Genomic DNA, 21,698 nt, shown 5'->3' with positions numbered 1-21,698 from the left:
ATGCCGGTGTGGCGCGGGCGAGGGGCGTTATATCTGTTGCCTGGATGCGGATGACTGGCTGGCGTCCACCTATTTGGAAAAGTGCCTGGTCTTGCTGGAGGGAAACTCTGGCGTCCGCCTGGCGTACAGCTGGGTCCAGGTGGTGGGAGAGGAGCAGCGGCTGCATCGTTCCGCCGGCTTTCATCCCGGACTGTTGCGTTACTTCAATCCGTTCTGTGTCTCTGCGATCTTTCATCGCGATGACTGGCTGGCGGTAGGCGGTTTCGACGAAGCCAGGCAGGCACAGTTCGAGGATTGGGATTTCTGGATCGCCCTGGTCGGATGTGGGGTGCGAGGCAGGCTGATCAGGGAACCCCTGTTGTTCTATCACCGCCAGGTCGGCTCCAGACTGGAGACCGGCAAACGTCATGCCTTGAGTTCTTACAAGCGCATGCGGACTCGCCATCCTCGCTTCTATCGAGGGAGTCCATTTCTTCGAGCGCAGCGGCAAGGCTATTACGACTGCTGGGCATATCCTCCTCTGCTCAACCTCTCCCGCGCCGACCAATACAACGCCGTCATATCCGATGCGGTAGCCGTGGTGGCCGACGCGCCGCTCACCGAGGACTGGAACGCATGGCGTCGACAATTCGATGAGCTGCCAGCGTCCTCGACGGTTTTCGTCATTGCCGGTGGGTGCCGAAAACTCCCGGGCTGGCTGCTGGAGAGGGCGAGCGCCATCTACTGGCTGGACGACCTGCTGCACGAGCGGCAATGGTCGGCTTTCATCGATAACTTCAGGCGGACCCGCGGAATCTCCAAGGTGTTTTCCGTGGGCAGGACGGCGTGGTGAAGGTTCTTTCGCGAGGTCCCGTCGCCGATGCCGTGCCGTTGCTGTCCATCCTCACGGCCTGCGATTGCAGCGTGGAGGAGCTCGAACGAATCGCCGCATTTCTCGAGACGCAGACGCTGAAACGCTGGCGCTGGATTCATTGCCCAGGAGTGGACAGTGACTGTCTTCCGGTAGAGGGGATGGCGGTACTGTACTTGCCGCGAGCACCGGCAGCCCTGAGGGCGACTGCTCTGGAAGAGGCGATCTGGTTCCTGCTGTCCCGACCGACCCTGCCGTGGGTCGAACTCCGCGAAGATGCGCGACGCGGCGACCTCTTCGTCAGTCGCAGGTCGTTGCCCGAGGGCCGTATTGGCGCAAGGCTGAACGGGCGCAGGCAGCCTTGCTCGTCGGCCATGCTGGCGCCGGGGAGCTTGCCTAAGGCCCCGGGAAAGCGCCTGTTGCTGCTGGCGCCCTGGCTTGAGCCAGGCGGAGCGGATCGTTGCAATCTGGATCTGCTTCGAGCCTTGGCCCGGGAGGGCTGGATGCTGACGGTGGTCGCCAGCCTGGCGGCCGAGCATCGGTGGCGGGATCGTTTTACCGCGCTCACTGCGGATGTCTGGGTGCTTCCGGACTTTCTGTCTGCCGAGAAAGCTTGCGGCTTCCTTGCTTATCTGGTGGACAGTCGACAACCCGACCTGATGCTGCTTTCCAACTCTGCATTCGCCTATGACGTGCTGGGGTACGTCCGGACCCGCTACCCGGGCCTGCCCGTGGTCGACCTCAATCATATGGAGGAGGGCTGGGACGATGGCGGCCATCCGGGTAGAGCCGCTCGATGCACTGCCTTGCTGGACAGGCACTGGGTCGTATCCGGGCACCTGCGCCACTGGCTGCTCGACCGTGGCGTCGAGGCGAGCAAGGTCGAGGTGTTGCACTGGTTCGCCGATGTGGACTCGTGGAAACCCGACAGCCTGACGCGCGCGAAGGTCCGGGCGCGCCTGGGAATAGCTCCGCAGTGCGTAGTGATCGCCTATGCGGGGCGGCTCTGCGCGCAGAAACGACCGGAGCTGTTTGCCGCCAGCCTTGGCGAGTTGGCGCGCCGTGGTAGTGATTTCGTCGCGTTGGTGCTGGGCGATGGCGAGCTGGCAGGGGAGCTGCGGAACGACCTCCGGCGCCATGGCTTGGCCGGGCGGGTACGGATGCTGGGCTGGCAGGACGAGGCTGCGTTGCGCGAGTTGTTCCAGGCCTCCGATATATTTTTCCTGCCATCGGCCGGCGAAGGTATCGCACTGGTTCTCTACGAGGCGATGGCGTGCGGAATGGCCATAGTCGCAGCCGATGTCGGCGGTCACGCAGAACTGGTCTCTGCCCACTGCGGCTTCCTTGTTCCGCGGCGCGATGCCGAACGAGAGGCCAGGGATTACGCCGCTAGGCTCGAGAGCCTCATGCGCGAACCGGAAATGCTGAGGCGGATGGGGCAGAACTCCGCACGCCGCATCCGCGAAGCATTCACCTTGTCTCTTTTCGAGCGGCGTTTGCGGGAGTTGCTGGAACGCGTGCCGGTTTCGACTCCATGCGGCGTTTGCACGGATAGTCCGGTGCCTGCCCTGGGGGCGGCCAGGCTGTCCATGCAATGGGCGTCCTACCGACTGGCAAACGGATTGCGCTGCCGGCTGGATATCCAGAAGCACGGCCGTTTTTCAAGATTCCTGGAGCGATGCGCGAAGGGGGTGTTCTTCTTGCGCACATTCGGGGCGAAGGCGCTTTGGCAAAAGATCAGGAAACACTGAATGAATAGGGAGGTTTCATCCATGACGCCCAGGGTGGTGGTGATTCTCGGCATGCATCGCTCCGGTACGAGCGTACTTTCCGCCGGACTCGAGGCGCTCGGGGTTGAGTTTGGCGAGAATCTGATCCCACCCAGGCCGGACAACCCCAAGGGATACTGGGAAGATGCCCGCCTGGTGGCTTTCAATGACAGAGTCCTGGCCCTGTGCGGGTTTTCGTCGGGCGACGTCGGGTTGTCCAGTCGCCGGGTGCTGGGCGTCGAGCGATTCGAAGAGATCGTCCAGCAGGCCATGGCGCTTTTGACTGAGCTACTGGCAGGCAAGGCGCTGCTGGGTATCAAGGATCCGCGTATGCCGCGTCTGATGCCGATCTGGCAAGCCGCGTTCGATGCATTGGGGCTATGGGTCGACTATGTCATTGCGGCTCGCCATCCTCTTAGTGTCGCGGAGTCTCTTGCTGCCCGTGACCACTTGAGTCGGGAAAAGAGCCTGATGCTCTGGTACGAACACTCCTGTCGCTCGATGCAGTGGGCGCTCCACAAGGGGGCCGTGGTGGTCGACTACGATCGATTGCTGGCTCTGCCGCAACAGGAACTGGGCCGTATTGGCCATCGACTTTCCTTGCCGGTGGACGAGTCGGCTTGTGCCCGCTTCGTCGGTGATGTCCTGGATGTCGCATTGCGTCACTCATCCCATGATGCGAGCGCGTTGGCTGCCGCAGCGGGAAGCTTTCAGGCGCTGCTCGAGGTGCATGAGGCACTGCAGCAGCTTGCCGTGGACCGGTTCGACATCGAAGGGTGGAAAGGCCTGGAGCGGGAATTCAGCAGAGCGATGCCGTTGCTGGAGTACGTGGGGGAGCTGGACAGGCAACTCTGGCAATCGGCTTCGTCCCACAACGAGAGCATGACGCGGTTCAGCGAGCAGGTGGCTGACCTGGCCATGAGCTGTACCGCACAGAGGCAACTGAACGATGGACTGAGAGATCGCTTGCTTGAGGCCGGTGCTCGGGACGAACAGAACGAACGAGCCATGCGGGAACTTTCTCGGCGATTGTCGGCGTGTCGCGAAGAGCTTGTTTCCGCTCAGCGCACTCTCGCCGAAACGGACAACTTGCTACGGCGCACGCAGATAGATCGCGATGATACTCACGCCCGTTTGATGGCTATATTGGACAGTCGCTTCTGGCGTTTCACGAAACCCTTGCGAAACCTGTCCCGTCTGTTCGGCAGCGAGACGGGGTGTCCCTGAGCGCAAGCTGGAAGTGGTGCGGTGGACGGTTCGTGCCTCCAGGCCTAATCATCTTGTCAGGCTGGCTGGTTCGTCTCCAGGTAGGAAATGATTCGCTTCACCGCCAGGTTGGGGTCTTCTGAAAGTGTATCGATCGTTATGTCCGGCTGTGCGGGCGTTTCGTAGATCGAGTCGATCCCGGTGAAGTTTTCTATCTTGCCCGAGCGTGCTTTCCTGTACAGGCCTTTGGGATCTCTTCTCTCGCATTCCGAGAGCGGCGTGTCGACAAAGACCTCGATGAAATGCTCGATGCCGATAAGTTCCCGAGAGAGGCGCCTGTCTCGCGAAAATGGCGAGATGGTTGCCACGATCACGATAAGGCCGGCTTCCAGCAGGATCTTTGCCACTTCCGCGATTCTTCGAATGTTCTCGGTGCGATCTTCGTCGCTGTAGCCAAGGTTTCGGCACAGGCCAAGGCGGAGATCGTCGCCGTCCAGGAGAAACGTATGTTTCTTCTGTTCGAAAAGCGCTAGTTCCAGGGCATTCGCAATAGTGGATTTTCCAGCGCCACTCAACCCGGTCAGCCAGATGACCGCTGGGCGTTGGTGCTTGAGCGCACTGCGTGTCTCGTTATCGATCGATCGTTTTCCATGTTCACGAGGGTTCATCGCTGTTTCTGCCTGGAGGATTGGTTAACTGCATGGGAAGGGGGGGCTCCCGAAGTTGGACTTGGATTCCGTTGGGGGCCGGTACTTCTTCTAATGCGCGGTCAGGGCGTGTTTGTGCAGTTAGTTAAGTTAACGTTGCGCCAAATAAGTGCGTATAAGAAATTTCTTTATTTTCAGTAGGATGTTCTTTCCCTTAGGTATTTAAGCAAGTGGCTGGTTTCACTTGTCTTCCAGCCATGGCCGTGCAGTGTTCGGTCGCGAGGGTGCTGTTGGAGACCGAGAACGCAGGGGAACGCATCCAGCGTTTTCCGGGGCGCAGAGTTGGTCGATGGAATGGCGCCGCTTCGACCGGAACTCACCGCAGGTGACTTCCCGATCGGACGAGCCGAGAAAATAGTACCTCTGTGCTATTCGAGCTTCTTCGCCGCGACGCTATAGTCCCGCCCTTGATCCCCGCGTTTCGCGGAAACCGGTTGTGCAGGACGCACGCGACTTGGAAGGAACCATGACTCGGCAATCCGTACTCGCCACCGGCCCGGAGGCCAGCGATTGGTGGTGCTTCGGCAGCGGCGACGAGCCGGCGCGCGAGTCGTTCTCTGCCGGTGGGCGTTCGCTTGCGGCGTCGAGGAAACCCGTCGGCGCACAGAGCGGAATGGCCGTGGCCGAGCAGGCGAACCGCGCGCAAGCGTCCGGGCAGGACGCCGCGCCGGGCCTGCGAACCTTCGACCTGCTGCCTGGCAACCCGCCGAAGAACCCCTAGACACGGAGTCAACCCATGCGCCGGATATTCATCGCGCCGTTACTGGCGTCGCTTTCCCTGGGCGGCTGTATCCAGATGGACACGCTGCCCGAGGTCTACGCCCGCAGCCAGTGGAAGGGCCGTTCCGCCGAGGAAGCGATAGCCTTCTTCGGTACGCCGCAGAACATGGAGCGCACCGCTGACGGCTCGCAGGTGGTGATGCAGTGGTACACCGACACCAGCTATTCCCGCTATGAAGTGGTGGGCTCCAGCTCGGAGATGCAGGGCAACGTGATGGTGAACACCAACTACTGGGATACCGTCAACCACCCCAATCGCTGCATCATTTCCGTCACCGTCGACAAGAGCAAGCGGATCACCCAGTTCGAGGCCGACGACGGCGAGTTGCTGCTGTCCCACGGCTGCGCCGGCATCAAGTACGGCCCGCCGTAGGCCTGAGCTCCTCGACCTGCCTTGTCTCAGGAAGCGTGGCTGGCGGCCACCGGGCGCTCGCGCAGGGCGCGCAGGGTGGCGCGCAATTCCGTGGGGCGCACGGGCTTGGAGAGCAGGGCGATGTCGGTGTCTTCGACGCTGGCCTGGATACGCTCGATGTCGTGGCCGCTGATCACCAGCGCCGGTATCGCCTCTCCGCGTTGCCGCCGTACCCGCTCGATGCACTCGACGCCGGAGGCGTGGGGGCCGAGGTCGTAGTCGACGACGAGGATGTCGCAATCGGTTCGCCAGCCGTCCGCCTCGGTTTCCGCCTGGACCGTGCAGCCCCAGCGTTCGAGCAACGCCGAGGTGGCGCGCAGGACGTTGCGATCATCTTCCACCAGGCACACCCGCAAGCCGGTGAGCAGGCCGGCCTGCAGGGGATCGTCGCGGCGGGGCAGGGCTTGCGCGGCGACCGCCGGCAGGCCGTGCAGGGTCACCGCGGTGCCGCGTCCGACCCGCGAGCGCAGCGTCACCTCGATCCCGGTCAACTGCCCCAGGCGGCGGACGATGGACAGCCCCAGGCCGATTCCCTCGACGTCGCGGTCGCGCGTCTCGCGTACCCGGTAGAACTCCTCGAACACCCGCGGCAGGTGTTCCTCCGCGATCCCCCGGCCCTGGTCGTAGATGGCTACGGCCAGGCCGTCGCCTCGCCGCCGCACGCCGATCAGCAGCGGGCGCTCGGCGGCGTACTTGAGGCTGTTGGAGAGCAGGTTCTGCAGCATGGTGGACAGCAGCCCCGGATCGGTTCGCGTCCACAGGCGGCAAGGGCGCAGGCGCAGTTCCACCCCGGCCCAGCGCGCCGCTTCGGCGTTGCGCCGGACCAGGTCGCGCAGCAACTCGCCCAGGTGGACGTTCTCCTGCTTGGGCTGGAGCCGGCCGTTGTCGAGGGTGTAGAGATCGAGAATGGAGCGGAACAGTTGCGAGACGTTGAGCAGCGAGCGGTCGATGTTGTCCACCAGGCGCCGTTCCTCTTCGCCCAGGTGGGCGTCGCGCAGGCAGGCGGTGAACAGGCCGATGGAGTGGATCGGCTGGCGCAGGTCGTGGCTGGCCTGGGCCAGCAGGCGCGATTTCTCCTGGTTCGCCTGCAACGCTTCCTCGGTGGCCTTGCGCGTGCGCTCCAGCAGGAGGTGCGCGTAGAAGGGAATGACGGTACTGGTGGTCATCAGCATCAGCACCATGAACGGCTGAGCCTGCCAGGCCGGGGTCAGTCGATAGATGACCAGTAGCGCGAGCAGCGCCAGGGCGGTGGCGATGGCCAGGTAGCGCGAGCCGTAGCGCATGCCGTTGCCCAGGTTGATCCAGACCATCACCGCGTACAGCGGCAGCGCTGCCTCGCCGCCCACGATCAGGCCGAACGAGGTGCCGGCGTAGTCGTGCAGCATGCAGAAGATCCGCCGCGCCGGGTAGTGCCCCGGCCAGCGCACGATGGCCTGGCGCAGCAGTATGGAGGCGATCAGGAACAGGCCGTAGTAGGCAACGATCGGCAGGTAGGTCTCGACCTTCAGGCCGGGCAGCAGGCCGATCAGCACCACGTAGAGGATCGCGCAGGTGGCCACGATCAGTCGCAGGTTGGCCTGGTCCAGCTCGGTATTCTTCTCGAACTTCATGTGCACCTCCGTGTGCATGGGAGCGCCGCGCGCCTTTTCCTCTGTTTCGCCCCCTTCGTCACGAAGACGGACGAAGGGTGGGCGCGGCGGTAGCGGGCTAAGGTAGCATGCGCGGCGGAAACTGCGACTCCTGGAGACTACAAGAATGACTGGCCGCATCATCGTCGCCGATGATCATCCGCTGTTTCGCGAGGGCATGCTGAGTATCCTCCAGCGCCTGCTGCCCGAGGCCAGGATCGAGGAGGCCGGCGATCTCGCCGGGGTCCTGCGCCTGGCTGACGAAGGCGAGCAGCCCGATTCGCTGATCCTCGACCTGCGTTTCCCCGGCCTGACCCGCATCGAGATGCTCGCCGACCTGCGCCGCCGGTTCCCGCGCACCACCCTGATCGTCGTCTCGATGGTCGACGACCCGCAGCTCATCGGCGAAGTGATGAACGCAGGGGCCGACGGCTTCCTCGGCAAGAGCATCGCGCCCGAGGAACTCGGCCAGGCGATTCTGGCCATCCGCGCCGGGGAAGTGCTGGTGCGCTACGAACCCTCCGGCCTCCTGCCGCTGCAGCCCAGCCCGCGCCTGGAGGGGCTCACCGAGCGCCAACTGGATGTCCTGCGCCTGCTGGCCCAGGGCAAGAGCAACAAGGAGATCGGCCGCGCCCTGGACATCTCCCACTACACGGTGCGCATCCATGTGTCGTCGCTGCTGCGGGCGCTGGACGTGCCGTCGCGGACCGCGGCGGCGGTGAAGTACCGGGCGCTGCTGGGGCAGGGGGATGCGGAGTAGCACCATGGGCACGCCGCGGGTGCGCCGAGGCGCCGGGGCTGTTTTAATGGCGCACTCTCCATGGCCAAGGAAACGGACACATGCGTAGCCCGCTTGCCACGATTGCCTGCGCCTGCCTGCTGCTCGGCGGCTGCTCCAAGTCCGCCGAGGACAGCGCCAACCCATTGCTGGGCAAGGATGCCGAGTGCCTAGAACTGTTCGCCCGCAGCAATGCGCTGTACTGCGACATCCGCGAGGACGAACGCGAATCCCAGGCGAACGGTACGCCGCGCCGGCACACCGACTACGAGGTAGCCGATGCCGCCTACCTGCTCAAGGCCACCGGGGAGCGCTGCGCGATCGATACGACCTATGTCACGGAGTGTTCGGCGAAGGCCGGGCAGTGGCTGCAGAAGGCCCGCGCCAAGGCGGCGAAGCCCTAGACGCAGCGCCCGCGCTCAGCGCAGGCGCGTCGCCAGCTCCGCCAGTTCGCCGCGCAGCCAGAGGCTGCCGGCTTCGTCGTCGGCCTGGCGCGACCAGTAGAGATTCAGAGTCACCGCTGGCAGGGCCAGCGGCATCGGCAGCAGGCGGTTGCCCAGGCCGCGGTTGATCAGTTCGGCGTAGCCTCGGGTCAGGGTCAGCAGGTAGCCGCCCTGGGCCACCAGCAACGCCGCCGACAGGTAGTGCTGGCAGCGCTGGCGCACCTGGCGGGTCAGGCCGAGGTGGCCGAGGGCCAGGTCTTCGATGCAGATGCCGCGTCGCCGCGAGGTCACCGCGACATGGTCCGCCGCCAGGTACTCCTCCGCACTCAGTTCGCCGGCGAAGCCCGGCCCGGCCATCACGCACAGGCTGTCGTCGAGCAGGTGCTGGCGGCGCAGGGCGGCGTCGGTGGGCCGGGCGATCTCGATGGCGAGGTCGATGCGTCCGGCGCCCAGTTCCGCCTTCAGGTCCGCCCAGTGCAGGCTGTTGCAGCGTATCTCGATGCGCGGCGCGGCCTGGCGCAGGTGGGCGAGGATCGCCGGGAGCACCAGCGGCTCCAGTTGCTCCGGCATGTTCAGTTGGAAGGTCCGCGCGTCGCGCCGAGGGTCGAACGTCTGGCAGCGATTCATGCTGCGGTGCAGGCCGGCGAGGGCGTCATGGATGCCCGGCGCCAGTCGCTCGGCCAGCGGCGTCGGCGCAACCCCGCGCCCCTGGCGGACGAACAGCGGGTCGCCGAGCTGGTCGCGCAGGCGCGCCAGGGCGTGGCTGACGGCCGACTGGCTGAGATGCAGGAGGCCCGCCGCGCGGGTCAGGTTGCGTTCTCGATAGACCACTTCGAAGACCCGGAACAGGTTCAGATCGAAACGGCTGAGGGGCGACCATTCATGTGGCTGATTCATGTTTGCGCGCGCCTGTCTGGGGAAGGCGCCAGCCTAGCAGGCATGCTCGCCGATAGAACCATGCATAGGCTTCATGGATGTCGATGAATAAGCCTCAGTTCTGCCGCTTCCTTCGGCTGCCTAAGATGCCTGCGACGATGACCAACGCGCCGCCGGGCCAGCTCCTTTCGCCGGCCGCCTGACCCGCTCCCCGGAGAACCTGCCGTGACCGCTCCCCCTTCAACGCCTTGCTGATCGCCAACCGCGGCGAGATCGCCATTCGCATCGCCCGCGCCTGCGCCGACCTGGGTATCCGCTCGGTGGCGGTGTTCGCGGAAGACGATGCCGCGTCCCTGCACGTGCGCAAGGCCGATGTCGCGCTGCCGCTGGCCGGCCGTGGCGTGGCGGCCTATCTCGACATGGATCGGCTGGTCGCGCTGGCCCTGGAGCAGGGCTGCGAGGCGATCCATCCGGGCTACGGTTTCCTCGCCGAGAACGGCGAATTCGCCCGTCGCTGCCAGCGCGCGGGCATCCACTTCGTCGGGCCGCAAGCGGAAGTGCTCGACCTGTTCGGCGACAAGGCTGCCGCGCGCGCCCTGGCCGAGCGCCTGGAGGTGCCGCTGGTGGCCGGGATCAACCGTGCGGTCAGCGTCGAAGAGGCCGAGGCGTTCCTGGAAGGGCTGGGCGATGGCTCCGCGGTGATGCTCAAGGCCCTTGCCGGCGGCGGCGGACGTGGCATGCGCGCGGTGGAGGAGGTTGCGCAACTGGCCGATGCCTACCGCCGCTGCCGTGCCGAGGCGCAGGCGGCGTTCAGCCGGGACGAGTTATACGTCGAGCAACGGGTAGCGCGGGCGCGGCACATCGAGGTGCAGGTGCTCGGCGACGGCAGCGGTGCGGTCAGCCACCTCTGGGAGCGCGATTGCAGCCTGCAACGGCGCCAGCAGAAGCTGCTGGAGATCGCCCCCAGCCCGGACCTGCCGGAGGCCACTCGCGAGGCGCTGATCGATTGCGCCCTGCGCATGGCCGGCGCGGTGCGCTATCGGGGGATCGGTACCTTCGAGTTCCTGGTCGACGACGAGCGCCCCGGGCGCTTCTATTTCATGGAAGCCAATCCGCGCATCCAGGTGGAGCACACCGTCACCGAGGAAGTCACCGGGGTCGACCTGCTGCACGCCCAGTTGCGTCTCGCCGCCGGCATGGAGCTTGCCGCCCTCGGCCTGGAGCGACCGCCGGCGATCGGCGGCTGCGCGGTGCAACTGCGGATCAACCTGGAGACCCTGGCGGCCGACGGCAGCGCCCGTCCGGCGGTGGGCACTATCGGCGCCTACGAACCGCCCAGCGGTCCCGGCCTGCGGGTGGACGGCTACGGCTATGCCGGCTATCGGGTCAGCCCCAGCTACGATTCGCTGCTGGCCAAGCTGGTCGTGCGCGGTGCGGATTATCCCGCCGCGTTGCGCCGGGCCTACCGGGCGCTCTGCGAATTCCGCCTGGAGGGCGTGGCGAGCAACCTGGATCTGCTGCGCAACCTTCTGCTGCATCCGGCGGTACAGGCCAACCGGGTCGACACCCGCTTCGTCGAAAGCCACCTGGAGACACTGCTGGCGCCTATCCCGGCGAGCCATCCGCGGCTCCGCGCCGAGTGCCCGCTCGCCGAGGACGCCGCGCCTGCGCGGGTCGAGGCGCCACTCGGCAGCCTGCCGCTGTCTGCGCCGAGCAGCGGGGTGCTGGTGGCCCTGGAAGTGGCCGATGGCGAACGGGTGCGTGCCGGCCAGCGGGTCGCGATCCTGGAAGCGATGAAGATGGAATTCGAGGTCAAGGCACCCGGCGGCGGTATCGTCCGGCGACTCGCGGCGAGCCTCGGGGAGCCTCTGGAGGAGGGCGCGACGCTGCTGTTCCTCGAACCGACGGAGGATGACGACGAGCAGGCACCGACCGAACAGGCGCTGGACCTGGCGCATATCCGCGCCGATCTCGCCGAGGTACTCGAGCGCCAGGCAGCGCTGGGCGACGAGCGTCGTCCGCAGGCGCTGGCCAGGCGGCGCAAGACCGGACAGCGTACCGCGCGGGAGAACGTGCTCGACCTGCTGGACGAGGGCAGCTTCAGCGAATATGGCGGTTTCGCCCTGGCCGCCCAGCGTCGCCGGCGCTCCGCCGAGGAGTTGCTGGAGCTGAGCCCCGCCGATGGCCTGGTCGCCGGCACCGGTACGGTGGGGGCCGCCAGCTTCGGCGTGCAGGCCGCGCGTTGCCTGGTACTGGCCTACGACTACACGGTGTTCGCCGGCACCCAGGGGGTGATGAACCACAAGAAGACCGACCGCCTGCTCGGCCTGGCCGAACAGTGGCGCTTGCCGCTGGTGCTGTTCGCCGAGGGCGGCGGCGGGCGCCCGGGCGATACCGATTTCGTCGGCGTCGCCGGCCTCGATTGCCATACCTTCGTCGGCATGGCCCGGCTCTCCGGGCTGGTGCCGCTGGTGGGAGTGGTCTCCGGTCGCTGCTTCGCCGGCAATGCCGCGTTGCTGGGCTGCTGCGATGTGATCATCGCCACCCGCGACGCCACCATCGGCATGGCCGGCCCGGCGATGATCGAGGGCGGCGGCCTGGGCCGTTTCGCCGCCGAGGAGGTCGGTCCGACGGGCGTGCAGGGGCCCAACGGAGTGATCGACGTACTGGTGGAGGACGAGGCCGAAGCGGTCGCGGTGGCCAGGCGCTATCTCGGCTATTTCCAGGACCCGCTGCCCGACTGGAGTTGCGCCGACCAGCGCGAGTTGCGCCACCTGGTGCCGGAGAACCGCCTGCGTGCCTACGACATCCGCCAGGCGATCGAGGTCCTGGCCGACCGGGGCAGCGTGCTGGAACTGCGGCGCCAGTTCGCTCCCGGCCTGGTCACCGCGCTGCTGCGCATCGAGGGCCGGGCGTTCGGCCTGATCGCCAACAACCCTGGCCATCTCGGCGGCGCCATCGATGCCGCGGCTGGCGACAAGGCCGCGCGCTTCATGCAGTTGTGCGACGCCTTCGACATCCCGATCGTCTCGCTCTGCGACACCCCTGGCTTCATGGTCGGCCCGGAGGCGGAAAAACAGGCCACGGTGCGCCACGTCTCGCGGATGTTCGTCAGCGCCGCCAGCCTGACGGTGCCGTTCTTCACCGTGGTCCTGCGCAAGGGCTACGGACTGGGAGCCCAGGCCATGGCGGCGGGCAGCTTCCATTCGCCGCTGTTCACCGTCGCCTGGCCCAGCGGCGAGTTCGGCGCCATGGGCCTGGAAGGCGCGGTGCGGCTGGGCTTCGCCAAGGAGCTGGCGGCCGAGGAAGATCCCCAGCGGCGCGAGGCGCTGTTCCGCGGCATGGTGGACAAGGCCTACCGCAACGGCAAGGCGCTGAACATGGCCAGCTACCTGGAGATCGACGCGGTGATCGACCCGGCGGAGACACGCGCCTGGCTCCTGCGCGGCCTGGCCGTCGCCGGAGAACCGGTGCCGAGGGCGGGGCGCAAGCGGCCGTTCGTGGATACCTGGTAGATGGTCGGCCCGCAGTGCCCTGGCGCCTCAGGACGACGGCGGCGTCGCCTGAACCTGCGCGGCGACCGCCGCCTTGTCGATCACCGACCAGACGCCGGCGATGCGCTCGTCTTCGAATTCGTAGAAGACGTTCTCGGCGAAGCGTACCCGCTGGCCGTTGACCGGGATGCCGAACAGCCGGCCGCTGGGTGTGCAGTCGAAGTGCAGGCGGCAGGCGACGCCCGGCGGATCGACGAGCAGGCGTTCGATCTCGAAGCGCAGGTCGGGGATTGCCAGGAAGTCGCCTTCGAGCATCCGCAGGTAGCCGTCGAGTCCGATCTGCACGTCGTTGTAGCGCACCCGGTCATGGACGAAGTCGCCCAGGCGCGCCCAGTCCTGGCGGTTCAGGCAGTCGATGTAGGCGCGGTAGCGCTCGGCGAGTCGGTCACGGGTCATACGGGTCTCCTTCGAGCTGTCCGGGCGGCATGAGCCAGACCCTAGCAAACCCGCGAGACGCCGTCAGTCGCTAGGCTTCAGCCCAGGCGCATGGACAGCTCGACATCCTCGGCGAAGGGCGTCGTCAGGTAGCCGTTGGCCGGCGAGCGGACATGGGCCAGGTACTCGGGACTATGCTCGGCGTTGTCGGCGATCACCAGCGCGCCGGGGCGCAGGCGGCTTTCCAGCAGGGCGAGGACCTCCGGATAGAGCGCCTTGGCGCCGTCCAGCAGGACCAGGTCGATGCTGTCCGGCAGGTCCTTGGCGAGGGTTTGCAGGGCATCACCCTCGCGCAGTTCCACCAGGTCGAGCAGCCCCCCGGCGGCCAGGTTGCGCCGTGCCCGCTCGGCCTTGGAGGGTTCGAACTCGCTGCCGATCAGGCGGCCACCGCCGTTGTCCCGCAGCGCTGCGGCGAGGTGCAGAGTGGACAGGCCGAAGGACGTGCCGAACTCGACGATGCTGCGCGCCGAGCTGCTGCGCGCCAGCATGTAGAGCAGGCAGCCGGTTTCGCGGGAGACGGGCAGCGCCAGGTCCTTCAGGCGGCCGTAGAACTCGCGGTATTCGGTCTTGCTGCCCATGAGGCGCTTCAGTTCGGCCTCCGAGAGGTCGGCGAGGGCGGGACTGTCGCCCGGTGCGCTGGCTTCGGCTTCGGCGAACAGGCGTTGCAGGAGATCGGCGAGCGGGGCGTTGGTGAGGGTATTCATGGATGGCTCCGGGAATGTTTGAGCGCGTAAGTGCGTGGACCTAGAATGCGACGGATTCATCGCATTCCGCCATTCGCATTCCGGAGCCTTCCATGAGCGACAAGCGAAACCCGCGTATTTCCTCGCGCAAGCAGCCGCAGCAGGCCCGTTCCAGCGAGTTGGTGGCGAGCATCCTGGAGGCGGCTGTTCAGGTTCTGGCCAGCGAAGGCGCGCAACGTTTCACCACCGCGCGGGTGGCGGAGCGCGCCGGGGTGAGCATCGGTTCGCTGTACCAGTATTTCCCGAACAAGGCGGCGATCCTCTTCCGCCTGCAAAGCGACGAGTGGCGGCGCACCACGCGTCTGCTCGGCGAGATCCTCGAGGACACCACCCGGCCGCCGCTGGAGCGCTTGCGCCGGCTGGTGCTGGCATTCGTGCGCTCGGAGTGCGAAGAGGCGGCGATACGCGTGGCGCTGAGCGACGCGGCGCCGCTGTATCGCGACGCCGACGAGGCGCGGGAGGTGAAGGCGGAGGGCGCGCGGGTGTTCCAGGCGTTTCTCCGGGAGGCCTTGCCGGAGGTCGCCGAGGCCGAGCGCAGCCTGGCCGGCGACTTGCTCACCACCACCCTCGGCGCGGTCGGCAAGCAGTTCTCCGAACAGCCGCGCAGCGAGGCGGAGATCGAGCGTTACGCTGAGGCCCTGGCCGATATGCTCTGCGCCTATCTCGCCGCCCTTGGCGAGCGCTGAGATGCTGTGTGGCCGGAGCAAAACCGTCGCTTGGCCCAGCGGCCCAGGTACGCGGCTGGCGCGTTCGTAGGCTTGGCGGAGCAGGCGTTTATCGGCGGAAGCGACCGGCGTCTGCCGGTCGCGGGAGGGATCAGGCTTCGGCGATGCCGGTGACGACGATGCCGAAGCGGCGCAGCAGCAGTTCCGCCGGCTCGTCGCTTTCCAGCTTGCCGGTGCTGTAGTGGCCCGGCTTGAGGTTGGCCTCGGCCCATTCCAGCAGGTGCTCGGCGACCTCTTCGGGGCTCGGCTTGTGGGGGAACGGCAGGACTTGGCGCTCGGTGGCTTCGTCCTTGCTGTAGGTGATTGCCCAATCGCTCATGGGTAGGCTCCTTGTTTTCGCTGAGTTGGCAGGCCGGCAGGGCCCGAAGGGTAGACCGGCGCGGTCGCGCAAGGGTTGCCCTGGCGCGATGGGCGGTCCGCGTCCGACTGTCGGCCGAGGGCGGAAAACACTTATGATTCAGCCACATGCTTTGTCTGGACCGGTCCCCGATGCTGTCTGCCGTACGGCGCTACAAGTCGATGCTCTCCAGCGCCCTGGCGCGTTGTTTCCCGCGTACCACCGCCTACCTGCAGGCCGAGCGCGAGGCTCGCGAAGCCTTGTTGCAGCCGGCCAAGGCCCGCTCCAGGAAGAACGCCGCGAAGGCTCCGGCCAAGGCCGCCGGCAAGCCTGCGAAGGGCGCCGTTCGGGGGACCCCGCGCAAGCCCGCTGCCGCCTCGCAGGGCGCGCCGCAGGGAATCTATCCGGCTGCCGCACTGAAGGTCGACGAATCCCAGGAGCGCGCCATGCGCGAGCAGGTGGCGCAGGCCGTGACGCTCGGTGTGGTCAGCCCGCCGTCCGAGGAACAGTGGGCGATGATCCTCTGCCGCCAGCCGCTGGCGCGGATCTTCGCCGGTGCCGGCTCGGGCAAGTCGACCACCCTGGTCCTGCGGGTGGTGTTCATGCTCTGCCACCTGGGCGTCGAGCCGCAGCGGCTGACAGTGATTTCCTTCACCAACGCTTCCTGTGCGCAGTTGCGTGAACAATTGCTGCGGTTGCTCGCGCACTGGCAGTACCCGTTCGACGCGGCCCAGGCGCGGCAGTGCGTGCGCACTTTCCATTCGGCGCTCGGCAGCCTGGCCCGCGAGGTGCTCGGCAATCCGCGCTGGTTCGAACAACTGGACGACCGCGACCCCGCCGCCGAGCCGGACAACCCCCTTGCCGCCGGACGCCTGCGTCCGGCCCAGCAGCGCCTGCTGAAGCAGGCCTACCAGCAGTGCTACGCGGAAAGCCCGGCGTTCCGCGCCAAGACCCACAAGCTGCTGGAACTGCCGCCGCCGGCGGAGCCGGAAGAGGGCGCGCGGCGGCAGCCGAAGGCGCCGCTGGAGCCGTTCAAGCTGGCCGGCGAGTTCCAGGCGCTGCCGCTGTACGAAGCCTTCCATGCCCAGGCCGGGTTCGCCGAGAGCCTGGGCCTGCGCGTCGAACGCCTGGACAGTGGCAAGCTGGAATGCGGGCTGCGCGAGAAGATCTTCGTCGAAGCCATGGCACTGTTCTGGGCGAGGTTCCAGGCGCTGTTGCGCGAGGAGGGCCTGATGACCTTCGACGCCGCGTTCCAGCAGCTCGGCGAGCGGATGGCCGGCGGGGCCCTGGCGGAAACGGCGCTGGCGCCGTTCACCCATCTGCTGATCGACGAGTTCCAGGATGTCTCGCCGCAGATCGTCCTCTGGCTACAGGCGTTGCACCGCCGCCTGGCGAACCAGGGCACCGCGCCGAGCCTGATGGCCATCGGCGACGACTGGCAGTCGATCTACGGCTGGCGCGGCAGTTCGCCGGAGCTGTTCATCGACTTCGACCGGCACTTCCCCTCGCGTGGGCGGGGACGCAAGAGCGCGCTGCTGGTGCTGGAAACCAACTACCGCTCCGTCGAACCGATCATTCGCGACGGCGAGAAGGTGCTGGCCGGGGTGCGTTTCAAGCAGGACAAGACCTGCCGCGCGTTCCGCCCGATCCAGCCGGGCGACCATGGCGTGAAGCTGGTGCAGCGTTTCGACCTGCGTGCGCAACTGCCGAAGCTACTGGCGGAAATCCGCGCCCAGTGCGAGCACGCCGCCGCTCGCGAGCGCAGCGAGCGCACCGCGGTGCTGTTGCTGAGCCGGCGCAACGAGCCGTTGCAGGCGATCCAGGCGGAGTTGGATCGCGCGCTGCCGGTGAAGGGCATGACCATCCATCGCGCCAAGGGCCTCCAGGCCGAAGTGGCGATCGTCGTCGACGACTGCCTGCCGGGCGAGAAGCATCCGTTGCGCAACGCGCTGTACGCGGCATCGGGTTTCTTCCGCAACAGCTACGACCAGGCCATGGAGGACGAAAGCCTGCGCCTGGCCTACGTGGCGATCACCCGTGGCGTCAGCCGGGTGCTCTGGTACACGCGCAAGGCCCAGGGCGCCACGGCCCTGTTGGCCCGACGCTGAGGACGACCGTCTCGGCGGGCTACGCCTGGCGCTGCATCCAGGCGCTGAATGCGCGCAGGCGCTCGATGAACACCGCCGGGTCGGTGACCTGGTCGTCCAGCACGGCCTTGAAATATTCCAGGGCCGGCGCCTGTCCGGGGTGCCGCGCGCGAAACAGCGCCAGGTAATGCTCCAGGGTCTCCGGCCAGACGCTCTCCGTCTCCCCGCGAAGGATGTCGCTGGAGCGGATCAGCTTCTTCGCCGCTTCTCGTTGCAGGCGGCGGCGCTCCTCCTCCGAGGACGCGCTTTCCAGGCGTCGCGCATAGTCTTCCAGCACCTGCGCATAGTCGCCGTTGAGGGCCAGGGCGATGGCTTTCGCCGGACGCAAGGGCGGCAGGGCGCTGGCCAGGTCTTCGCCCCACAGGCAGCGGCAGCGGTGCTTGAGCCAATAGCCCCAGCTATCGCGGTTGGCCGGATCGCGGGCCTGGTCCAGGTGGCCGATATCGAAATCGATCTTGCTGACTTCCGGGTGGCGCGCCTGCAATGCCAGGCGCGCGGTTTCCAGTTGCGCGGCCAGTTCGGGGCTGGGCGGGTCGCGCAGGACCAGGGTCAGGTCGAGGTCGGAGCGCCCCGTGATGGCCTCGCCGCGGGCGACGCTGCCGTACAGGTAGATGCTGTGCACGGCCCGCTCGAACGGAGGCCGGGCCAGGGTTCGGCGCAGGTCGTCGAGCAGGGGGCGAAAGGCCGCCTGCGGTTCGACGCGTGGCGGCAGGGGGATGAAGCCATCGGGCATGTCCATGCCGACAGCCTAGCGACACGCCGCCCGCGCGTCGATCAGTCTGCGTTGCGGAACAGCAGCGCCTTGAGGCCCGCCGCGGGGTCGACATCGGGGAACTCCGGCGGATTCTCCAGGCGTTCGACGAAGTGCAGCGACGGCGCCTCGCGGGCCGTTTCCTCGAGGAGGAAGTCGGGGCCGATGGCCGGGTCATTGATACAGGCCAGCAGGGTGCCGCCGGGCACCAGCAGTTCCGGCAGGCGGCGGAGGATCCTGCGGTAGTCCTGGGTCAGGACGAAGCTGCCTTTCTGGAAGCTCGGCGGATCGACGATCACCAGGTCGTACGGGCCGAGCTTGCGCAGCTTGCCCCAGGACTTGAACAGTTCGTGGCCGAGGAAGCTCACCCGGCCGAGGTCGTGGCCGTTCAGGCGGTGATTGTCGCGGCCGCGGTTGAGCGGGCCGCGGGCCATGTCCAGGTTGACCACCTGGCTGGCGCCGCCGGCAATGGCCGCCACCGAGAAGCCGCAGGTGTAGGCGAACAGGTTGAGCACGCGGCGGCCGGCGGCCTGCTCCTGCACCCAGCGGCGGCCCAGGCGCATGTCGAGGAACAGCCCGGTGTTCTGGTTGCGCCCCAGGTCGAGGCGGAAGCGCAGTCCGTTTTCCACGATGTCCCAGGTTTCCAGCGGCTCGCCCGAAAGCCATTCGCAGGCGCTGTCTGGGCGGTAGCGGTGCTGCAGGACCAGGTGCCGGCCCTGGCTCGCAGCCCAGGCCGGCGCCGTGGTCAGTTGCCCCAGGGTCCGGCGCAAGGCCTGCAGTTCCTCCGGCTGCGGCTCCTTGAACAGAGTCACCAGCAGGACGCCCTGCAGCCAGTCCGCGGTCAATTGTTCCAGGCCCGGCCAGCAGCGGCCGCGACCATGGAACAGACGGCGGGTCTCCGCCGGCGCCGGGGACAGCGCGGCGAGCAGGTGCTGGAGGAGGGTATCGAGGGCTTCGCGATTCATGGCGGTTCGGCGTTGAAAAAGGGGCGGATTCTACCCGTTGCGTGACGGCCAGTCCGCCCCTTCGCTTCAATCGGGCGTCGCGGGCGCAGGCGCGGCGCTGGCCGGGCCGCCATCCTGGATCATCAGCAGGCTCTGCGGCGAGGACAGCGCGATGCCTTCGCTGCGCAAGCGGTCGAGGATGGTGAAGAGCAGGTCGCTGCGCGCGCCGGCCACCGAACGCGGGCTGTTGACGAAGCCGCTGGCGTTGAGCACCAGGCCGTTGCTGGCGAGATCCTTGAACGTCACCGAGGGCGCCGGTGCGTCGAGGATCGCCGGGTGTTCGGCGAAGGCCTGCAGGAGCAGTTCGCGGACCTTCATCGCGTCGGTGTCCAGCGGCAGGGTCAGGTTCACCCCGACCACCCCGAGGGCATTGCCCATGGTCACGTTGCGCACGGTCTGGGAGATGAACTGCGAGTTCGGCACGATCACCGTGGAGCGGTCGCCCATCTGGATCTCGGTGGCGCGCACGTTGATCCGCCGGATATCGCCCTCGACCCCGCCCAGGCTGACCCAGTCGCCGACCTTCACCGGCCGCTCGGTCAGCAGGATCAGGCCGGAAATGAAGTTCTGCACGATGGCCTGCAGGCCGAAGCCGATGCCTACCGAGAGGGCGCTGACCACCCAGGTCAGGCTGGTCAGGTTGATGCGCAGGGTGGACATCACCAGCATCGCCAGGAGCACGAAGCCGAGGTAGCCGACCAGGGTCACCAGCGAGGCGCGCATGCCGGCGTCCATGTTGGTTTCCGGCAGCAACCGCTCGCTCAGCCAGCGCTTGACGATGCGCAGGGCGAACAGGCCGCCGACGAACAGCAGCAGGGCGACCAGGATGTCCTGCGGGACGATGTTCAGGTTGCCCAGGGTCTTGCTGCTTTCGCCCAGTTGGGCGAAGCCCTGCAGCAGTTCGCTGGGGCTCGAGCCGACCGGAAGGAAGGCCAGCAGCAGCGCGGTGAGCAGCAGCAGGGTGCGGCCGACCCCGGCCAGCACCGTGCTGGCCTGGGCCTGGTGGCGCGGCGACAGGCCGAGCGCATTGGCCAGCGCCAGGCCGCTGGGATGCTTGGGCGAGAGCAGGGTTTCGCAGATGTCGCCGAAGAAAGCGATCAGCAGGTAGGTGGTGGCCGCGATTACGCTGATCCACAGCAGCTTGCCGGTGAGGAAGTAGGCCAGCGACAGGTAGCCGGTGAACAGGGCGAGGAGGATCGCCGCGATCCATACCGAGGCGACGAAGGGGATCAGCCCGGCGATCCCGCCTGGCCGCTCCAGGTCGTGCTTGCGCCGCACATGGTGGTAGCGCAGCAGGGCGGCGGCGAAGATCAGCGCGGTGACCAGCGCGGTCAGGCCGTTGAGGGCGACGGTCAGGGCCAGGCTGGTGCCGGTGACGCTGTTGATCCGTTCCTCGGTGGCCACCAGCATCAGCGCCACCGCGAGGATCGCCGGGAACGGGCCGAGGGCGCTGGCGATCCTGTCCGGGATCGCCGGCAGCCGCCAGGATGGTCGCGGCAGCATCAGCAGGGCGCGGCCGAGGCCGGCGATGAAGGCGCAGAAGGTCGCCAGGCTCACCAGTTGATCGGTCAGGCTGGCCATGTCGGGGCTCAGGCTGGCGTTGCTTTCCAGGCCCCAGCGCATCAGCGACACCGCGCCGACGATGGTCAGGATGGTCGCCAGCCCGACCGCCAGGGCCAGGGCGCTGCGCCGCAGGCGGCCTTCCGGCAGCCAGCGGATCATCGCCCAGGTAAGCATGCGCTCCAGCAGGCGGCGGCCGAAGCTCCAGACCAGCACGGTGGCCAGCAGGGTTCCGGCGAAGGCCCAGCGGTGTCCGGGCGCGATGGCGCTGTCGAAGGCGACCAGGGCCTCCGCCTTCAGCTTGTCCAGCCGGCGCAGGTCGTCGTCGGTGGGACGGATCAGGGTCGACCAGAAGCTCGGGCTGAACGGTGTCGCCGCGCGGCTGCTGATCTGCGAGTTGAACAGGCTGCGGCGCAGGTTGACGATCTGTGCCGCCAGGTCGCGGGACGACTGGCCGAGCTGGGTGGCCTGGCGTTCGTCATCGAGCAGGGCGTTCTTCTGCCGGGTCAGGGCCTGGCGCTGGGCGGCGAGGCTTTCCGCCTCGTCGGGCTGCGGCGGGCCGATCACTTTCAACTGATCGTCGAGCCGCTCGATGTCGGCCACCCGTAGCGCGAGCAGGGCGTCGGCCTGGCGCTGGACTTGCAGCGCGCTCTGGCGCAACTCGGCGAGGAGGTCGTCGCTGGCGTCGGCGGTAACGCGCTGGCGGATCAGGTCGAGTTGCGCGTTGAGCTGGTCGAGGCTGGCGTCCTCGGCCAGGGCGGGCGGCGCTTCCAGGTCGACGGCCGCCTGCGGAGCCGGCCTGGCGGCCCAGGCCTCGCTGCCCAGGCTCAGGAGCAGGCCCAGGGCCATGGCGAACTGGCAGAGCAACATATGCAGGCTGGCGCGCCTCATCGAATCCCCCTTTCGATCCTGACTGGCTCAAGCAGTATGGACCGGCGCGGGCGCCGAGTAATTCCCCGCGTCGATAATCGCCAGGCGGCGCTAAAGGGACAT

At 67.2% G+C, this 21,698-nt stretch carries 19 protein-coding genes; 10 read left to right on the top strand and 9 right to left on the bottom strand.

The features are described from left to right. The first annotated feature begins 91 nt into the window (after positions 1 to 91). Genes AT700_RS18255 through AT700_RS18245 form a run of 3 tightly spaced genes read left to right on the top strand, consistent with a single transcriptional unit; the run spans position 92 to position 3,846 of the window. A complete protein-coding gene (locus AT700_RS18255) occupies positions 92 to 832 on the top strand; it encodes a glycosyltransferase family 2 protein (protein WP_261296569.1) in 741 nt (246 codons plus the stop codon). Beyond that, complete coding sequence (locus AT700_RS18250; RefSeq protein WP_025921064.1) at positions 829 to 2,601, top strand: glycosyltransferase family 4 protein; 1,773 nt, start codon at positions 829 to 831, stop codon at positions 2,599 to 2,601. The genes AT700_RS18255 and AT700_RS18250 overlap by 4 nt, the downstream gene beginning before the upstream one ends. After that, positions 2,602 to 3,846 (top strand): sulfotransferase family protein, encoded by a 1,245-nt coding sequence (locus AT700_RS18245; RefSeq protein ID WP_034020572.1) that lies wholly within the window; start codon positions 2,602 to 2,604, stop codon positions 3,844 to 3,846. It begins immediately after the preceding gene. 56 nt (positions 3,847 to 3,902) lie between these two features. On the opposite strand, the gene cysC is transcribed toward AT700_RS18245, so the two are convergent. Next, on the bottom strand, positions 3,903 to 4,493 hold the full coding sequence (gene cysC, locus AT700_RS18240) for an adenylyl-sulfate kinase (RefSeq protein WP_019726016.1): 591 nt from the start codon (positions 4,491 to 4,493) through the stop codon (positions 3,903 to 3,905). 505 nt (positions 4,494 to 4,998) lie between these two features. Here cysC and AT700_RS18235 point away from each other — a divergent pair. Continuing rightward, the gene (locus AT700_RS18235) at positions 4,999 to 5,253 is read left to right on the top strand and encodes a hypothetical protein (protein ID WP_010792040.1); all 255 of its coding nucleotides are present in this window, start codon (positions 4,999 to 5,001) and stop codon (positions 5,251 to 5,253) included. A 15-nt stretch (positions 5,254 to 5,268) separates the two neighbouring features. Then, positions 5,269 to 5,685 carry a hypothetical protein gene (locus AT700_RS18230; protein ID WP_003082897.1) on the top strand — a complete coding sequence of 139 codons (417 nt, stop codon included), beginning with the start codon at positions 5,269 to 5,271 and terminating at the stop codon, positions 5,683 to 5,685. 26 nt (positions 5,686 to 5,711) lie between these two features. Here AT700_RS18230 and AT700_RS18225 read toward each other — a convergent pair whose 3' ends face one another. After that, positions 5,712 to 7,334: a two-component system sensor histidine kinase gene (locus tag AT700_RS18225; RefSeq protein ID WP_033943532.1), complete on the bottom strand. Its 1,623-nt coding sequence runs from the start codon at positions 7,332 to 7,334 to the stop codon at positions 5,712 to 5,714. A gap of 145 nt (positions 7,335 to 7,479) precedes the next feature. Here AT700_RS18225 and AT700_RS18220 point away from each other — a divergent pair, with 145 nt between their 5' ends. Then, positions 7,480 to 8,112, top strand: a complete 633-nt coding sequence (locus tag AT700_RS18220; RefSeq protein WP_003112415.1) for a response regulator — start codon at positions 7,480 to 7,482, stop codon at positions 8,110 to 8,112. A gap of 80 nt (positions 8,113 to 8,192) precedes the next feature. Continuing rightward, on the top strand, positions 8,193 to 8,534 hold the full coding sequence (locus AT700_RS18215) for a hypothetical protein (RefSeq protein WP_003082903.1): 342 nt from the start codon (positions 8,193 to 8,195) through the stop codon (positions 8,532 to 8,534). Positions 8,535 to 8,549: 15 nt separating this feature from the next. Here AT700_RS18215 and AT700_RS18210 read toward each other — a convergent pair whose 3' ends face one another. Further along, the gene (locus tag AT700_RS18210; protein ID WP_009876149.1) at positions 8,550 to 9,470 is read right to left on the bottom strand and encodes a LysR family transcriptional regulator; all 921 of its coding nucleotides are present in this window, start codon (positions 9,468 to 9,470) and stop codon (positions 8,550 to 8,552) included. A gap of 227 nt (positions 9,471 to 9,697) precedes the next feature. Between AT700_RS18210 and AT700_RS18205 the strand changes: the two genes are divergently transcribed. Further along, positions 9,698 to 12,964 carry an acetyl-CoA carboxylase family protein gene (locus AT700_RS18205; protein WP_058207837.1) on the top strand — a complete coding sequence of 1,089 codons (3,267 nt, stop codon included), beginning with the start codon at positions 9,698 to 9,700 and terminating at the stop codon, positions 12,962 to 12,964. 27 nt (positions 12,965 to 12,991) lie between these two features. On the opposite strand, the gene AT700_RS18200 is transcribed toward AT700_RS18205, so the two are convergent. Then, complete coding sequence (locus tag AT700_RS18200) at positions 12,992 to 13,399, bottom strand: ester cyclase (protein WP_003118664.1); 408 nt, start codon at positions 13,397 to 13,399, stop codon at positions 12,992 to 12,994. Positions 13,400 to 13,476: 77 nt separating this feature from the next. Further along, positions 13,477 to 14,142, bottom strand: coding sequence for an O-methyltransferase (locus tag AT700_RS18195; RefSeq protein WP_023084458.1), 666 nt, complete (start codon positions 14,140 to 14,142; stop codon positions 13,477 to 13,479). Positions 14,143 to 14,234: 92 nt separating this feature from the next. On the opposite strand from AT700_RS18195, the gene AT700_RS18190 reads away from it, so the two are divergent. Then, entirely contained in the window at positions 14,235 to 14,867 is a 633-nt protein-coding gene (locus AT700_RS18190; RefSeq protein ID WP_003112419.1) for a TetR family transcriptional regulator, read from the top strand. Positions 14,868 to 14,997: 130 nt separating this feature from the next. Here the strand turns inward: AT700_RS18190 and AT700_RS18185 are convergent, their stop codons facing one another. After that, on the bottom strand, positions 14,998 to 15,225 hold the full coding sequence (locus AT700_RS18185) for a hypothetical protein (RefSeq protein ID WP_003082927.1): 228 nt from the start codon (positions 15,223 to 15,225) through the stop codon (positions 14,998 to 15,000). A 533-nt stretch (positions 15,226 to 15,758) separates the two neighbouring features. Between AT700_RS18185 and AT700_RS18180 the strand changes: the two genes are divergently transcribed. Next, complete coding sequence (locus AT700_RS18180; protein ID WP_078801555.1) at positions 15,759 to 17,351, top strand: UvrD-helicase domain-containing protein; 1,593 nt, start codon at positions 15,759 to 15,761, stop codon at positions 17,349 to 17,351. A gap of 19 nt (positions 17,352 to 17,370) precedes the next feature. On the opposite strand, the gene AT700_RS18175 is transcribed toward AT700_RS18180, so the two are convergent. The 3 genes from AT700_RS18175 to AT700_RS18165 all read right to left on the bottom strand — a co-directional run bounded on the left by AT700_RS18175 (position 17,371) and on the right by AT700_RS18165 (position 21,596). Then, positions 17,371 to 18,129 (bottom strand): nucleotidyltransferase domain-containing protein, encoded by a 759-nt coding sequence (locus tag AT700_RS18175; RefSeq protein ID WP_003082932.1) that lies wholly within the window; start codon positions 18,127 to 18,129, stop codon positions 17,371 to 17,373. 35 nt (positions 18,130 to 18,164) lie between these two features. Continuing rightward, positions 18,165 to 19,106, bottom strand: a complete 942-nt coding sequence (locus tag AT700_RS18170) for a class I SAM-dependent methyltransferase (protein ID WP_003162346.1) — start codon at positions 19,104 to 19,106, stop codon at positions 18,165 to 18,167. Positions 19,107 to 19,172: 66 nt separating this feature from the next. Continuing rightward, positions 19,173 to 21,596: a DUF3772 domain-containing protein gene (locus tag AT700_RS18165; RefSeq protein ID WP_003105416.1), complete on the bottom strand. Its 2,424-nt coding sequence runs from the start codon at positions 21,594 to 21,596 to the stop codon at positions 19,173 to 19,175. Positions 21,597 to 21,698: the final 102 nt, after the last annotated feature.

Origin of the sequence: Pseudomonas aeruginosa, assembly GCF_001457615.1 — a bacterium.
Taxonomy (GTDB): domain Bacteria; phylum Pseudomonadota; class Gammaproteobacteria; order Pseudomonadales; family Pseudomonadaceae; genus Pseudomonas; species Pseudomonas aeruginosa.
This window is presented reverse-complemented; position numbering and strand designations above follow the sequence as displayed.

Coding starts and splice junctions, on each gene's coding strand:
- AT700_RS18180 (WP_078801555.1), top strand. CDS start 15,759: ATGATCCTCTGCCGCCAGCCGCTGGCGCGGATCTTCGCCGGTGCCGGC.
- AT700_RS18210 (WP_009876149.1), bottom strand. CDS start 9,470: ATGAATCAGCCACATGAATGGTCGCCCCTCAGCCGTTTCGATCTGAAC.
- cysC (WP_019726016.1), bottom strand. CDS start 4,493: ATGAACCCTCGTGAACATGGAAAACGATCGATCGATAACGAGACACGC.
- AT700_RS18190 (WP_003112419.1), top strand. CDS start 14,235: ATGAGCGACAAGCGAAACCCGCGTATTTCCTCGCGCAAGCAGCCGCAG.
- AT700_RS18230 (WP_003082897.1), top strand. CDS start 5,269: ATGCGCCGGATATTCATCGCGCCGTTACTGGCGTCGCTTTCCCTGGGC.
- AT700_RS18175 (WP_003082932.1), bottom strand. CDS start 18,129: ATGGACATGCCCGATGGCTTCATCCCCCTGCCGCCACGCGTCGAACCG.
- AT700_RS18185 (WP_003082927.1), bottom strand. CDS start 15,225: ATGAGCGATTGGGCAATCACCTACAGCAAGGACGAAGCCACCGAGCGC.
- AT700_RS18170 (WP_003162346.1), bottom strand. CDS start 19,106: ATGAATCGCGAAGCCCTCGATACCCTCCTCCAGCACCTGCTCGCCGCG.
- AT700_RS18165 (WP_003105416.1), bottom strand. CDS start 21,596: ATGAGGCGCGCCAGCCTGCATATGTTGCTCTGCCAGTTCGCCATGGCC.
- AT700_RS18195 (WP_023084458.1), bottom strand. CDS start 14,142: ATGAATACCCTCACCAACGCCCCGCTCGCCGATCTCCTGCAACGCCTG.
- AT700_RS18235 (WP_010792040.1), top strand. CDS start 4,999: ATGACTCGGCAATCCGTACTCGCCACCGGCCCGGAGGCCAGCGATTGG.
- AT700_RS18220 (WP_003112415.1), top strand. CDS start 7,480: ATGACTGGCCGCATCATCGTCGCCGATGATCATCCGCTGTTTCGCGAG.
- AT700_RS18215 (WP_003082903.1), top strand. CDS start 8,193: ATGCGTAGCCCGCTTGCCACGATTGCCTGCGCCTGCCTGCTGCTCGGC.
- AT700_RS18200 (WP_003118664.1), bottom strand. CDS start 13,399: ATGACCCGTGACCGACTCGCCGAGCGCTACCGCGCCTACATCGACTGC.
- AT700_RS18245 (WP_034020572.1), top strand. CDS start 2,602: ATGAATAGGGAGGTTTCATCCATGACGCCCAGGGTGGTGGTGATTCTC.
- AT700_RS18225 (WP_033943532.1), bottom strand. CDS start 7,334: ATGAAGTTCGAGAAGAATACCGAGCTGGACCAGGCCAACCTGCGACTG.